The organism is Mycobacterium sp. 050134, assembly GCF_036409085.1.
In the GTDB taxonomy this organism is placed as follows: domain Bacteria; phylum Actinomycetota; class Actinomycetes; order Mycobacteriales; family Mycobacteriaceae; genus Mycobacterium.
On the sequence record NZ_JAZGLV010000008.1, the window covers coordinates 50570 to 63922 of the forward strand.

Annotated in this window: 13 protein-coding genes and 1 pseudogene; 5 read left to right on the forward strand and 9 right to left on the reverse strand. The window is 70.0% G+C overall.

The genetic code is table 11. The annotated features are described in order from the left end of the window. Nucleotides 1-14: 14 nt before the first annotated feature. Nucleotides 15-354, forward strand: a pseudogene (locus SKC42_RS27715) (IS1634 family transposase); the annotation flags it as partial. 347 nt (nucleotides 355-701) lie between these two features. Here SKC42_RS27715 and SKC42_RS11150 read toward each other — a convergent pair. From SKC42_RS11150 to carD, 7 genes are read right to left on the reverse strand one after another with little or no spacing between them, the layout of a single operon-like run. Further along, nucleotides 702-2432 (reverse strand): AMP-binding protein, encoded by a 1731-nt coding sequence (locus SKC42_RS11150; protein ID WP_330964368.1) that lies wholly within the window; start codon nucleotides 2430-2432, stop codon nucleotides 702-704. Continuing rightward, entirely contained in the window at nucleotides 2429-3448 is a 1020-nt protein-coding gene (locus tag SKC42_RS11155; RefSeq protein WP_442932093.1) for a glycerophosphodiester phosphodiesterase, read from the reverse strand. Before SKC42_RS11155 ends, SKC42_RS11150 begins: the two co-directional genes overlap by 4 nt. Before the next feature lie 4 nt (nucleotides 3449-3452). After that, nucleotides 3453-4382 (reverse strand): 23S rRNA (guanosine(2251)-2'-O)-methyltransferase RlmB, encoded by a 930-nt coding sequence (gene rlmB, locus SKC42_RS11160; RefSeq protein WP_330964369.1) that lies wholly within the window; start codon nucleotides 4380-4382, stop codon nucleotides 3453-3455. Then, the gene (gene cysS / locus SKC42_RS11165; protein WP_330964370.1) at nucleotides 4383-5789 is read right to left on the reverse strand and encodes a cysteine--tRNA ligase; all 1407 of its coding nucleotides are present in this window, start codon (nucleotides 5787-5789) and stop codon (nucleotides 4383-4385) included. It abuts the gene before it with no gap. A 49-nt stretch (nucleotides 5790-5838) separates the two neighbouring features. Further along, the gene (ispF, locus tag SKC42_RS11170; protein WP_330964371.1) at nucleotides 5839-6315 is read right to left on the reverse strand and encodes a 2-C-methyl-D-erythritol 2,4-cyclodiphosphate synthase; all 477 of its coding nucleotides are present in this window, start codon (nucleotides 6313-6315) and stop codon (nucleotides 5839-5841) included. Next, a complete protein-coding gene (gene ispD, locus SKC42_RS11175; RefSeq protein WP_330964372.1) occupies nucleotides 6312-6998 on the reverse strand; it encodes a 2-C-methyl-D-erythritol 4-phosphate cytidylyltransferase in 687 nt (228 codons plus the stop codon). Before ispD ends, ispF begins: the two co-directional genes overlap by 4 nt. A gap of 16 nt (nucleotides 6999-7014) precedes the next feature. Then, entirely contained in the window at nucleotides 7015-7503 is a 489-nt protein-coding gene (gene carD, locus SKC42_RS11180) for an RNA polymerase-binding transcription factor CarD (protein ID WP_007166539.1), read from the reverse strand. A 328-nt stretch (nucleotides 7504-7831) separates the two neighbouring features. Between carD and SKC42_RS11185 the strand changes: the two genes are divergently transcribed. The 3 genes from SKC42_RS11185 to disA are packed head-to-tail and all read left to right on the forward strand — an operon-like array spanning nucleotide 7832 to nucleotide 10899. Beyond that, a complete protein-coding gene (locus SKC42_RS11185) occupies nucleotides 7832-8353 on the forward strand; it encodes a hypothetical protein (protein WP_330964373.1) in 522 nt (173 codons plus the stop codon). Nucleotides 8354-8401: 48 nt separating this feature from the next. Beyond that, on the forward strand, nucleotides 8402-9829 hold the full coding sequence (gene radA, locus SKC42_RS11190) for a DNA repair protein RadA (protein ID WP_330964374.1): 1428 nt from the start codon (nucleotides 8402-8404) through the stop codon (nucleotides 9827-9829). After that, entirely contained in the window at nucleotides 9826-10899 is a 1074-nt protein-coding gene (gene disA, locus SKC42_RS11195) for a DNA integrity scanning diadenylate cyclase DisA (protein ID WP_330964375.1), read from the forward strand. Before radA ends, disA begins: the two co-directional genes overlap by 4 nt. A 6-nt stretch (nucleotides 10900-10905) precedes the next feature. Here disA and SKC42_RS11200 read toward each other — a convergent pair whose 3' ends face one another. Together SKC42_RS11200 and SKC42_RS11205 are read right to left on the reverse strand one after the other, a co-directional pair. Then, nucleotides 10906-11712 carry a hypothetical protein gene (locus SKC42_RS11200; RefSeq protein ID WP_330964376.1) on the reverse strand — a complete coding sequence of 269 codons (807 nt, stop codon included), beginning with the start codon at nucleotides 11710-11712 and terminating at the stop codon, nucleotides 10906-10908. Nucleotides 11713-11820: 108 nt separating this feature from the next. Continuing rightward, nucleotides 11821-12438 carry a carbonic anhydrase gene (locus SKC42_RS11205; RefSeq protein WP_330964377.1) on the reverse strand — a complete coding sequence of 206 codons (618 nt, stop codon included), beginning with the start codon at nucleotides 12436-12438 and terminating at the stop codon, nucleotides 11821-11823. On the opposite strand from SKC42_RS11205, the gene SKC42_RS11210 reads away from it, so the two are divergent. Then, entirely contained in the window at nucleotides 12437-13348 is a 912-nt protein-coding gene (locus tag SKC42_RS11210) for an A/G-specific adenine glycosylase (RefSeq protein WP_330964378.1), read from the forward strand. The two genes, SKC42_RS11205 and SKC42_RS11210, sit on opposite strands and share 2 nt — an antisense overlap. The last annotated feature ends 5 nt before the right edge of the window (nucleotides 13349-13353 follow it).

A 13353-nucleotide genomic window follows, 5' to 3' on the forward strand; every position in this document is an offset into this window, starting at 1 on the left:
CGTAAGCTGCGCTGGTGGCTTTCGTGCGCACCGTGAAGACGGCCTTCGGGGTTCGCGGTCGATCGAGCACATCGGTTCGGCCCACGATGAGGTTCGGCTGGCTGCGCTGAAGTCTGCGGCAGCTGCACGCTTGGCGGCGGGCCAGACCGAACCAGAACTCGGGCTCTCGGGCGGGTCGGATCGGGCACCTTGCCGATCACGTCATCGTGGATGACTCAGCTATGGGACGCCCTGCGCACCGCCTACCGAGTCCTGTGTTCTGAGCCAGTTCCCAAGGGTGACAGCGTATTCCGTGATCTCGTGCTGGCCAGAATCATTGAGCCGACGAGTAAGATCGACGCAGCTCGGGTCATGCATGCACTAGATCTTCAGCGCGCAAATCCGCGTCATCCGCAGCCCCCGCCAGCCCGGCATTCACCGGTGCACGCTTGCCACCCGACGCCCCGGCCGCCCCCGCCACATCCGCAGAACCCGAAGACCCGTCACGCACCGACACCACACCCGGGCCACGCGCAGGAGAACAGGTGCACGGCCCACGTGCAACCTCCATTCGGGACGGCTTCCCGGTGTCCAGGCACCTCGGGGAGGCCTGCGGGACGTCGAGCAGCCAGCGTGCCCCCGCCGAAACCGCATTAGCGACGACCGTGGGTAACGCCGATTCGCACGCCGAGGACCCGACGCGCTCAGGAACACAGACCTAACTAGACCCGATCGAATTTCCGCTGGCGATACTGCTCGACACACGCCGCGCGCCTGACCTTGCCGCTCGTCGTGATCGGAATCGATCCCGGTGCCACGACAACCAGGTCGGCGACCTTAAGGCCATGCGCCGCGGCGACCGCCGTGTTGATGTCGCGCCTCGCGGCGTCCAGCTTCTCCGCCACTTCCTCGGGGGATTGGTCCCGCTTTTTCATCTCCGCGATCACCACGAGCTTCTCGGTCTGAGCGTCCGGGACGGAGATCGCCGCGACGCGGCCGCCGGTGATCTCCTGGATCGTCGCCTCGATGTCGTCGGGGGCGTGATTGCGGCCGCGGACGATCAGCAGATCCTTGATCCGGCCGACGATGAAGAGTTCGCCGTCGGCGATGAAGCCGAGATCGCCGGTCCTCAGCCAGGGCCCCGGGGGCGTCCCCGCCGAGGGCTCGGTCAGCGTGGCCCCGAAGGTGCGCTCGGTCTCGTCGGGCTTGCCCCAGTAACCCGCGGCGACGTTGTCGCCGTGCACCCAGATCTCCCCGGTGGTTCCCGCGGGGAGCTCGGTCGCGGTGTCGGGGTCGACGATCCGCACCGTGACCGCCTGCGGCACGCCGTAGCTGACCAGCGGGGCGCCGCACGCGCCGGCCTGCGGCTCGGCATGCCCGTCGGCGAGCTTCTCGGGGTCGAAGTGGACCACCTTCGGGGCCGCCCCGGGAGCGTGGGTCGCCACGTACACCGTCGCCTCCGCCAGCCCGTAGGACGGGCGGAGCGCACGCTCCGGGAAACCGAAAGCGGCGAACCGCTGGGTGAAACGGCGCAGGCTGGCCGGGTGCACCCGCTCACTGCCGGTGACGATGCCGAGCACGTCGCCGAGGTCGAGTCCGGCCATGTCGGCGTCCGACGTCTTCCGGGCCGCGATCTCGAAGGCGAAGTTCGGTGCCGCCGAGAACGCATGGCTGTTGTTCGCCAGCAGGTGCATCCACCGCGCCGGCCGCTGGAGGAAGGCGACCGGACTGATGATCACGCTGGGGAAGCCCAGCAGGATCGGTTCCCGCATCGCGAGCATCAGGCCCATGTCGTGATAGAAGGGCAGCCAGGACACCACGGTGGTGTCGGGCGGGGGCACCTTGCCGGAGTCGGCGAAGTAGTCGGACATCGACTGCTCGAAGTTGGCCAGGAGGTTCTGGTGCGACATCATCACCCCGGCCGGCTGGCGGGTCGACCCGGAGGTGTATTGCAGGTACGCGGTGTCCCGGCCGTCCCTCTCGACGTGCGGCCCGAGCCGGGAGTTCCGGTTCAGCCGGTCGACCTCGATGAGGGCGGGTCCGTCGGGTCCGGACGAGGGCCCGAGGTGTTCGTCGACGACCCCCGCGACCGTCGAGGTCGTGAGGACAGCGGCAGGCGAGGCGTCGCGCAGCACCACCTCGACGCGTTCGTCGATCGCGCCGCCCAGCGGCACGGCGAGCGGGATCGCAATCCGCCCGACCTGCAGTGCGCCGAGGAAGGCAGCCATGTAGTCGAGGCCCTGCGGGGCCACAATGACGGCCCGGTCACCCGGCGAGCCGCACCGGTCGAGCTCCCGGGCGACGCCCGATGCCCGCCGATACAACTGCAACCAGGTCAGCGACTCGGCAACGCCGTCCCAATCCTGCTCGTAATCAATGAACGTCACCGCTCGATCGTTGGGCTGTAAGCTGGCTCGCTCGCGCAGCACTGACGGGATGGATGCCTGAATCACCGGGCATGATTGCCCCGATCGGCCCCGCCTAAACCTCGACGTTCGAATCCCGCCGGGGGCAACGGCATTCCGAGTTTGCTCAGGACGCTTCGCAGCAACGTCGGGTAGTCGGTGATGAGGCCGTCGACGCCGTCGGAGATCTGCTCGCGCATGGTGGCGGCGTCGTCGACGGTCCACGGGATCACCTTGAGGCCGAGGCCATGGGCGCGGTCGACGTAGGATTTGCCGTCGACCAGGGTGTACTCCGGCGAGATGATCTCGGCGCCAACCAGTTTCGCGCCAATCATCGGGTCGCCGATGACGGCGGCGTTCTCGCCGCCCAGCCATGGCGAATCCGGCGCCCAGGTTTGCTCGTTGTACAACGCCACCAACGGGATCGACGGCTCGGCGCGACGCACCAGGGGAAGGGTCCGCCAGTCGAAACTCTGGATTTCCACGCGGTCGGCCTTGCCGGCACCCCGCACCGCCGCGAGGATGACGTCGACGGTTTCTTCGGGCCCGGCCGAGGTACCGGGCTTGTCGGCCTCCACCTTGGTTTCGACGTTGAAGCGTACGTCCGCGCGGTACGAGTCGCTCAGCGCGAACACGTCCGGCAGCGTCGCGATCCGGTTGCCCCGCACCACTTCCGCGTCGGGAAACTCCTCGAGCCGTTTGTCGCAGTCCAGCGTCCTGACCTGCGCCAGGGTGAGTTCGTGCACCAGCTTGCCGACGTACGGATACTGCGGGTCGCCCGGGAACGCGGGCGCCGTGTCCGTGCACTTCTCGGCCAGGATCGTCGGGTCGTGCCACACCAGGGGTTGCTCGTCCTTGGTGACGAAAATGTCGAGTTCCAATGTGCTGACGCCTAATTCGATCGACTTGGCGAACGCGCGCAGCGATTCCTCGGTGGTCTCCCCGCGCCCGCCACGATGGGCCTGCAGGTCGAAGCCCGGTCCCTCGGCGGATGCCGCGGGCGCGGGCCCGGCGAGCGCGAGCGCGGCCAGCACGGCTGAAAGGCGGGCGGGCCAGCCGGGCAACGGGCTACCCCCGGCGCTGGCGGGCTATTTCGGCGAGCACCACCCCGGCGGCCACCGAGGCGTTCAGCGACTCGGTTTGCCCGGCCATCGGGATGGACACCACCTCGTCGCAGTTCTGCCGCACCAGCCGCGACAGGCCCTTGCCCTCCGAGCCCACCACCACCACCAGCGAGTCGGTGCCGTCCAGGTCGTCGAGCGCGGTGTCGCCGCCGGCGTCCAACCCGACGACCCGCATCCCGCGGTCGGCCCAATCCTTGAGCGTCCTGGTGAGATTCGTCGCACGTGCCACCGGTGTGCGGGCCGCCGCGCCCGCGCTGGTGCGCCACGCGACGGCCGTCACCGACGCCGACCGCCGCTGCGGGATCAGCACTCCATGACCGCCGAACGCCGCGACGGACCGCACGATCGCCCCGAGGTTGCGGGGATCGGAGATGTTGTCCAGGGCGACCAGCAAGGCGGGCGGCGCGGCAAGGGCGGTCGCCAGCAGGTCGTCGGGGTGGGCGTACTCGTAGGGCGGCACCTGCAACGCGATGCCCTGGTGCAGGTGGTTGGCGGTCATCCGGTCCAGATCGGTCCGCGGCACCTCGAGGATCGCGATGCCCGAATCGGCGGCGCGGGTTACGGATTCGGTGAGCCGCTCATCGGCCTCCGTGCCAAGCGCCACGTACAGCGCCGTCGCCGGAACACCGGCGCGCAGGCACTCCAGCACGGGGTTGCGGCCCAGCACGGTCTCGGCCTCTTCGGTGCGCCTGGCCGGCCGGCGCGGCTGCGGCTGGGCCCGCCTGGCGGCGGGGTGGTTGGGTCGCAGGTGTGCGGGCGGCGTCGGCCCACGCCCCTCCAGCCCACGGCGGCGCTGGCCGCCGGAGCCGACGGTCTGCCCCTTCTTGGTGCCCGCCTTGCGCACAGCGCCCCGGCGTCGCGAATTGCCGGCCATCTACTTACCGTCACCGCCCAGCGTCCACTGCGGCCCGTCGGCGGTGTCGGTGACCTCGATGCCGGCGTTCTTGAGCCGGTCGCGGATCTCGTCGGCCAGAGCCCAATTGCGCTCCTCGCGCGCCTTCTCCCGGCTTTGCAGCTCCGCCCGCACCAGGACGTCGACGGCCGCCAGCGCGGCCGATGTCTCGTCGCGGGCTTCCCAGCGCTCGTCGAGCGGATCACAGCCGAGGATGCCCATCATGGCCCGGATGGCGCGGGCGTGTGCCATCGCGCCCTCGTGGTCGCCGGCGTCGAGCGCCCGGTTGCCCTCGGCGCGCGTCTGATGCACCTCGGCGAGCGCGATGGGGACGGCCAGGTCGTCGTTGAGGGCCTCGGCGAATCGCGGCGTCCACTCGCCCGGTTGGACGCCGCCGACGCGAACGCGGACGCGATGCAAGAACTCCTCCACGCCGACGTACGCCTTGACCGCGTCCTGCAGGGCGGTCTCGGAGAATTCCAGCATCGACCGGTAGTGGGCGCTGCCGAGGTAGTAGCGCAGTTCGGCCGGCCGTACCCGCTCGAGCATCGCCGGGATGGACAACACGTTGCCGAGCGATTTGCTCATCTTCTCGCCGCCCATGGTCACCCAGCCGTTGTGCAGCCAGTACCGGGCGAAGCCGTCCCCCGCGGCGCGGCTCTGCGCGATCTCGTTCTCGTGGTGTGGGAAGACCAGATCCATCCCGCCGCAGTGGATGTCGAATTCCGGCCCGAGATAGGTGCGCGCCATCGCCGAGCACTCCAGGTGCCAGCCCGGGCGCCCGCGGCCCCACGGCGTGGGCCACGACGGCTCGCCCGGCTTGGCGGCCTTCCAGAGGGTGAAGTCGCGCTGGTCGCGCTTACAGGTGGCCGCGCCCTCGCCCTGATGGACGTCGTCGATCTTGTGTCCGGACAACTGCCCGTACTCCGGGTAGCTGAGCACATCGAAGTAGACGTCACCGCCCGATGCGTACGCGTGACCGGTTTCGATCAGCCGGTCCATCAATTCGACCATTTGGGTGATGTGCCCGGTGGCGCGCGGCTCCGCCGACGGCGGGAGGACGTCCAGGGCGTCGTAGGCGGCGCTGAACGCGCGCTCGTAGGTGGCCGCCCACTCCCACCACGGCCGGTCCGCCGCGGCCGCCTTGTTGAGGATCTTGTCGTCGATGTCGGTGACGTTGCGGACGAAGGCGACGTCGCAACCGCGCGCCATCAACCAGCGGCGCAGGATGTCGAAGGCCACGCCGCTGCGGACATGCCCGATGTGTGGCAGGCCCTGGACGGTGGCGCCGCACAGGTAAATGGAGACGTGGCCGTCGCGCAGCGGAACAAAATCGCGCACCGCACCCGCGGCGGTGTCGTGCAGCCGCAGATGGGCGCGATCGGTCACGACGTGCCAGCTTACCGGGTGGTTCCGCGGAGGCGGGCGCTACGCGCGCTCAGCCGGTGGGGATGATCATCGCGGTGGCGACGGCGGCCAGGCCCTCCCCGCGTCCGGTCAGCCCCAGCCCGTCGGTGGTGGTGGCCGACACCGACACCGGCGCGCCCAGCAAACCCGACAACGTGTCCTGCGCCTCGCCGCGGCGCGGCCCGACCTTCGGCCGGTTGCCGATCACCTGCACGGCGGCGTTCCCGACGCGGTAGCCGTGCCGGGAGATCAGGTCGACGACGTGGCGCAGCATGTCGGCGCCGCTGACGCCCCTCCAGCGCGGGTCGTCGACTCCGAACACGGCGCCGATGTCGCCCAGCCCCGCCGCCGAGAGGACCGCGTCGCACAGCGCGTGCGCCGCGACGTCACCGTCGGAGTGGCCGGCGCACCCGTCGGCGCCGTCGAACAGCAGCCCGACGAGCCAGCACGGCCGCCCGGCCTCAATGGGGTGGACGTCGGTGCCGATCCCGACGCGCGGGACGGTCATCGGCGCACGATCGCTTCCGCCAGCAAGAGGTCGAGCCGGGTGGTGATCTTGAAGGCCAGCGGGTCGCCGTCGACCACCTGGACCTGGCCGCCGACGTGCTCGACGAGCGACGCGTCGTCGGTGAAGTTCGCGGTGCCGGCGCGTTGGTACGCGCGCAGCAGGAGCTCGGTGGCGAAGCCCTGCGGGGTCTGCACGGCCCGGAGCCCGGCCCGTTCCGGCGTGCCGAGCACCACCCCGTGGGCGTCCACGGCCTTGATGGTGTCGGAAACCGGCAGCGCCGGCACGACCGCGGCGTGACCGGCCCGCAGCGCCTCGACCACACGCACGATCAGCCGCGGCGGCGTGAGCGCACGGGCGGCGTCATGCACCAGAACGAATCGGGGATCGCCGGCGAGGCCGGCCAGCGCCAGGCTGACCGAGGTCGTGCGGTCAGCCCCGCCGGCGACGACGGTCGCCTGATCGCCGACGATGCGTTTCGCCTCGTCGATCCGGTCGGCCGGAACGGCCACCGCGATGTGGTCGACGACGCCCGACTCGACCAGACCTGACACGGCCAGGTCGAGCAGGGTGCGACCGCCTAGCTCACAGAATGCCTTCGGAACGCCAGCGCCCAGTCGCTCGCCCGACCCGGCGGCCGGGACTACCGCGACGACCGTGCCCGAGGAGCCCGTCCCCGTGACCACCGAAGCGTCAGAAATTTCAAGAAGCGGCGGCCAGGACCTCGTCGAGGATGGTCTCCGCCTTGGCGTCGTCGGTGCTCTCGGCCAGGGCCAGCTCACCGACCAGAATCTGCCGGGCCTTGGCCAGCATGCGCTTCTCACCCGCGGACAACCCGCGTTCCTGGTCGCGGCGCCACAGGTCGCGAACCACCTCGGCGACCTTGTTCACGTCGCCCGAGGCGAGCTTCTCCAAGTTGGCCTTGTAGCGGCGCGACCAGTTCGTCGGCTCCTCGGTATGGGGAGCGCGCAACACCTGGAAAACCTTGTCGAGGCCTTCTTGGCCCACGACGTCGCGGACGCCGACATATTCGGCGTTGTCGGCGGGTACTCGAACGGTCAGGTCACCCTGCGCCACCTTCAAGACGAGATACTCTTTTTGTTCCCCTTTGATGGTCCGGGTTTCAATCGCCTCGACTAGCGCAGCACCGTGATGCGGGTAGACAACGGTGTCGCCGACCTTGAAGATCATGTGATTCGAGCCCCTTTCGTTACTTCATTCTAACACGTCAACGTGCCGCGTGCGGAACAACAGTGCAGGTCAGGGGCACTACGCGCGCAAACTAGGGGTTGACAGACGGAGCAAGACATGCAATACAACAGCTTACCAACGCGCCGGCCCGAAGGACATGGGGGTCCCGCCTGAAGACCGCTGACGGACCCGCCGGCGGCCCGTCGCAGTGGGTCTGGCGCCCTGAGCTACCGCCGCCGGAGGGTACCTACTACTCTGCATAGTTGCGTATGTGATCCGCGTTGATCCGCTGTCCCGTGACGGCGCGAGGCCTAGCAGGAGGCACTAAGTGAACCGCTTCAAGATCGGCCTGGTCGCGTTGGTCGCCGCCGTGCTCAGCGGTTGCGGGGCCGGCCAGGTCTCCCAGATGGCCGTCCAGGAGCCGGCGATCAACGGCAACAAGGTCACCTTCAACAACGTGGCGCTCCGCGACATCCGGATCCAGGCCGTGCAGACCAGCGACTTCCTCCAGCCCGGCCGAAGCGTCGAGTTGATCGCGGTCGCCGTCAACCAGTCCCCCGATCAGCCGGACAGGCTGGTCGGCATCACCAGCGACATCGGCACGGTGACCATCAGCGGGGACGCCCGGCTGGCGCCGGCCGGGATGCTGTTCATCGGCACGCCGGAAGGCCAGCGGGTGGCGCCGGGCCCGATCGACTCGAACAACGCGGTGAGAGCGACCGTCAACCTGAGCAAGCCGATCAGCAACGGGCTCAACTACAACTTCACCTTCAACTTCGAAAAGGCCGGGCAGGCGACCGTGCAGGTGCCCATCTCGGCTGGGCCGTCGCCGCAGCCGCGGCCGATCTGACCGGCCTGTCACGCCGGTGTTGTCACACCGGCCCGATACCGTCATGACGTGGCAACTGCACGGTCGCAATATCGCTGCTCGGAGTGTCGGCACCTCACGGCCAAGTGGGTGGGCCGCTGTTTGGAATGCGGCACCTGGGGCAGCGTCGACGAGGTGGCGGTGCTCAGCGCCGTCGGCGCGGGGCGGCGTTCGAACCCGGCTTCGGCCGCGCGGGCCGTCCCCATCAGCTCCATCGAGCCCGACGCCAGCCGGCACCGGTCCACGGGCATAGCAGAACTCGACCGGGTGCTGGGCGGTGGCGTGGTGCCCGGCTCGGTCACCCTGCTGGCCGGCGACCCCGGCGTGGGCAAGTCGACGTTGTTACTCAAGGTCGCGCATCGATGGGCGCAGCGCGGCCAGCGCGCGCTGTATATCTCCGGCGAGGAGTCCACCGGCCAGATCCGGCTGCGCGCGGACCGGGTCGGCTGCGGCGGGGACGAGGTGTACCTGGCGGCTGAATCGGACGTGCACACGGTGCTCAACCACATCGAGACGGTCGGGCCCGCGCTGGTCATCGTGGACTCGGTGCAGACGATGTCCACCACTGAGGCCGACGGCGTCGCGGGCGGCGTGACCCAGGTGCGGGCGGTCACGGCCGCGCTCACCGCCGCGGTGAAGGCCAGGGGCGTCGCGCTGATCCTCGTCGGCCATGTCACCAAGGACGGGGCGATCGCCGGGCCCCGTTCGCTGGAACACCTCGTCGACGTGGTCCTGCACTTCGAGGGCGACCGCAACGGCTCGGTGCGGATGGTCCGCGGGCTCAAGAACCGCTTCGGCGCCGCCGACGAGGTCGGCTGTTTCGTCATGCACGACAACGGGATCGAGGACGTGGCCGACCCGTCGAACCTGTTCCTCGATCAGCGGCCCGTGCCCGTCCCTGGCACCGCGATCACCGTGACGATGGACGGGAAACGACCACTGATCGGCGAGGTGCAGGCGCTGCTCGCCACCCCGGCGGGCGGGTCACCGCGCCGCGCCGTCAGCGGCATCGACCACGCGCGGGCCGCGATGATCGCCGCGGTGCTGGAAAAGCACGGCCGGCTGAACCTCACCGTCAACGACATCTACCTGTCCACCGTGGGCGGGATGCGGCTGACCGACCCGTCCTCCGACCTCGCCGTGGCGGTCGCGTTGGCCTCCGCTTACGCCAACCTCGCGCTGCCCACCACGGCGGTGATGATCGGCGAGGTCGGGCTCGCGGGCGACCTGCGCCGGGTCAGCGGCATGGAGCGCCGGCTGGGCGAGGCGGCGCGGCAGGGCTTCACCGTCGCGCTGATCCCGGACGGGGACGACCCCCGGCGTGAGATCGTCCCGAGCGGGATGCGGGCACTGCGGGCGCCGACCATCGCCGTGGCGCTCCAGCACGTGCGAGACATCGCCGACCGCCGCGACGGCTGGACGCATGACACGCCGGGGCCGCAGAATGACACCCTGTGACCCGTCCGACGCTGCGTGAGACCATCGCCCGCCTGGCACCGGGCACCGGGTTGCGCGACGGCCTCGAACGCATTCTCCGCGGCCGTACTGGCGCCCTGATCGTGCTCGGCAACGACGAGTACGTCGAGGCCATCTGTGACGGCGGCTTCACCCTGGACGTCCGCTACGCCCCCACCCGGCTGCGGGAGCTCGCGAAGATGGACGGCGCCGTGGTCCTGTCCACCGACGGCAGCCGCATCGTGCGGGCCAACGTGCAGCTGGTCCCCGACCCGTCGATCCCTACCGACGAATCGGGGACGCGCCACCGCTCGGCCGAGCGGGCGGCGATCCAGACGGGTTACCCGGTGATCTCGGTCAGCCACTCGATGAACACGGTCACCGTCTACGTCGGCGGTGAGCGGCACGTGGTGGCGGATTCGGCGACCATCCTCTCGCGCGCCAACCAGGCCATCGCGACCCTGGAGCGGTACAAGATAAGGCTCGACGAGGTCAGCAGGCAGCTGTCGCGCGCCGAGATCGAGGATTTCGTCACGCTGCGGGACGTGATGACGGTGGTGCAGCGGCTGGAGTTGGTCCGGCGGATCGGACTCGTCATCGACAACGACGTGGTCGAACTGGGCACCGACGGCCGCCAGCTTCGGCTTCAGCTCGACGAGCTGCTGGGCGGCAACGACATCGCCCGCGAGCTGATCGTGCGCGACTACCACGCCAGCCCGGAGCCGCTGTCCGAGGCGCAAGTGACCGCCACCCTGGACGAGCTGGACGCGTTGTCCGACACCGAGCTGCTCGAGTTCACTTCGTTGGCAAAGGTTTTCGGCTATCCGACGACGACGGAGGCGCAGGACTCGGCGCTGAGCCCGCGGGGCTACCGCGCGATGGCCGGGATTCCACGGCTGCAGTTCGCCCACGTCGACCTGCTGGTGCGGACCTTCGGCACGCTGCAGGGCGTGCTGGCCGCCAGCGCAAGCGACCTGCAGTCAGTGGACGGCATTGGCGCGATGTGGGCCCGCCACGTGCGGGAGGGATTGTCGCAGCTGGCGGAGTCGACGATCGCCGATTCCGTCAGCTGAGGCGGATCAGCCCGCGGGGGAGCCCGGCGCCTCTGGCGGCGGCGCCATCGCCGGCTGACCCGGGCCGGGTGCCGGACCCGGCGGAGGCGGCGGCTGGTTGAGGATGAACGGCACCGGAAGCGAGCGCAGGTTGCCCAGCTGGACCACCAGGTTGTAGGTGCCCGGCCCAATCGCCGGCCGCGGCAGCGGGCAGTGCGGCGCCGAACCCATGCCGGTCCAGGTCACCGCCGTGGTCACCTGCTCCCCGGGGGTGAACGTCTTGACCAGCGTCTCATTGGACGGCGCGCAGTCCAGGTTGGACCACAGCCGCTTGTTGTCGAGGGAGTACACGTATGCGGCGAGCACCGCGGCGCCGACGTCGCGCTTGCACGACACCAACCCGATGTTCGTGACGACCATGGTGAACTTCGGCTGGTCACCGATGAAGTACTGCGGCGCGTTGGTCAGCCCCTTGACCGCCAGCGTGGAGTCGGGGCAGTCGTCGCCCTCTTTGAGCACCGGCGGGGGCTGCACCGCCGCGGTCGGGGTCACCGACTCCGGGTTCAGCCCCTGCGGCGGCGGCACCGGCGTGACGCCCTCCTGACCCGGCGGCTGAGGTCCCTGCGGCGCCTGCGGCGCCGGCGGCGTGGCCTTGCCCTGGGCGGTGTTGGGCTTGTCGACACTGGCGGGCCTAGTCCCCGCGTTGTGGCTCAAGACGGCGACGACGACGGCGGCCAAGACCCCGATGACGACCACCGCGATGCCCAGGGCCAGGCCCCTGCGCCGCCAGTAGATCTCCGTAGGTAGCGGGCCTCGCGGTTCCAGATCCAGCACATTCGCAGCGTAAGGGCAGGTCACGCCGATTCGTCCGACCCTCCCCGGCGTGTCGCGGAGTTTGCTGGCCAACCTCCGTGTTAGGAGCGGTGATCCCGCAGCGACCCGCTACTCGCCGATGTCGCCCACGCGGTCGACCAGGGTGGCCTTGCCATCGGCCAGGTGATAGGTGACGCCGGCCAGCGCCAGGGTGCCGGCGGCCACCCGTTCCGCGATCGCCGTCGAGCGCGACGTCAGCTGCGCCACGGTCTCACGCACGTGTCGCTCCTCGAACTCGTCGACTCGGCTGAGTCCGTCGCGGCGGCCCATCAGGATCGAGGGCGCCACCCGCTCGACGACGTCCCGGACGAAGCCGCCGGGGATGGCGCCATCCTCGATGGCCCCCAAGGCCGCCTTGACGGCTCCGCAGCTGTCGTGGCCCAGCACGACGATCAGGGGCACGTCGAGAACCGTCACGGCGAATTCGATCGACCCCAGCACTGCCGAGTCGATCACCTGACCCGCGGTGCGCACCACGAACATGTCCCCGAGTCCCTGGTCGAAGATCAGCTCGGCGGCCACCCGGCTGTCGGCGCAACCGAACACGACCGCGGTGGGCTTCTGCCCGGCGGCCAGACTGGCCCGATGCTGGACGCTCTGGCTCGGATGCTGGGGCTTCCCGGCGACGAATCGCTCGTTACCCTCTTTGAGTGCTTTCCACGCGGTTACCGGACTGGTGTTAGGCATGGCTGACATCATGCCGCAGACCGCGGTGAACGGACGACCAAATGTTTCGGTCGCGGAGTTGCTGGGCTGGTATGACCGGTCGCGACGCGACCTGCCCTGGCGATCGCCCGGCGTCAGCGCGTGGCAAATCCTGGTCAGCGAGTTCATGTTGCAACAGACGCCGGTGTCGCGGGTGCTGCCGATCTGGCCGGATTGGGTGCGACGCTGGCCGACCCCGTCGGCCACGGCCGCTGCCAGCGCCGCCGACGTGCTGCGCGCCTGGGGCAAGCTCGGCTACCCCAGGCGCGCCAAACGCCTGCACGAGTGCGCGACCGTCATCGCACATGAGCACGACGATGTCGTCCCCGATGACGTCGACGTGCTGCTGACGCTGCCCGGCGTGGGCAGCTACACCGCGCGGGCCGTGGCGTGCTTCGCCTACCGGCGGCGGGTTCCGGTGGTGGACACCAACGTTCGCCGCGTGGTTGCGCGCGTCGTCCATGGGCTAGCCGACGCGGGGTCACCGTCGGCGGTGCGCGACCACGCCGACGTCATGGCGCTGCTCCCGAGCGACGAGACGGCGCCCCGATTCTCGGTGGCCCTGATGGAGTTGGGCGCGACGGTGTGCACGGCGCGCGCGCCCCGATGCGGGCTGTGCCCGCTGCGCGAATGCGCCTGGCGGGAGGCGGGCTTCCCCGCGGCGCAGGGTCCGGCGCGGCGCGCGCAGACCTACGCCGGGACGGACCGCCAGGTCCGCGGCCGACTGCTAGATGTGTTGCGCGACAAAGACTCTCCGGTTACCCGCGCCGAACTGGATGTGGCGTGGCTGACCGACACGGCGCAGCGAGACCGCGCCCTGTATTCGTTGCTTGCCGACGGCTTGGTGACCCAGACGGTCGACGGCCGGTTCGCCCTGGCCGGCGAGGGGTAGCCCGG

What these genes read in the sequence shown, in the direction of transcription:
- rlmB (WP_330964369.1), bottom strand. Translation starts at nt 4,382, where the DNA reads ATGGCCGGCAATTCGCGACGCCGGGGCGCTGTGCGCAAGGCGGGCACC.
- ispF (WP_330964371.1), bottom strand. Translation starts at nt 6,315, where the DNA reads ATGACCGTCCCGCGCGTCGGGATCGGCACCGACGTCCACCCCATTGAG.
- carD (WP_007166539.1), bottom strand. Translation starts at nt 7,503, where the DNA reads ATGATCTTCAAGGTCGGCGACACCGTTGTCTACCCGCATCACGGTGCT.
- SKC42_RS11210 (WP_330964378.1), top strand. Translation starts at nt 12,437, where the DNA reads ATGGCTGACATCATGCCGCAGACCGCGGTGAACGGACGACCAAATGTT.
- SKC42_RS11205 (WP_330964377.1), bottom strand. Translation starts at nt 12,438, where the DNA reads ATGCCTAACACCAGTCCGGTAACCGCGTGGAAAGCACTCAAAGAGGGT.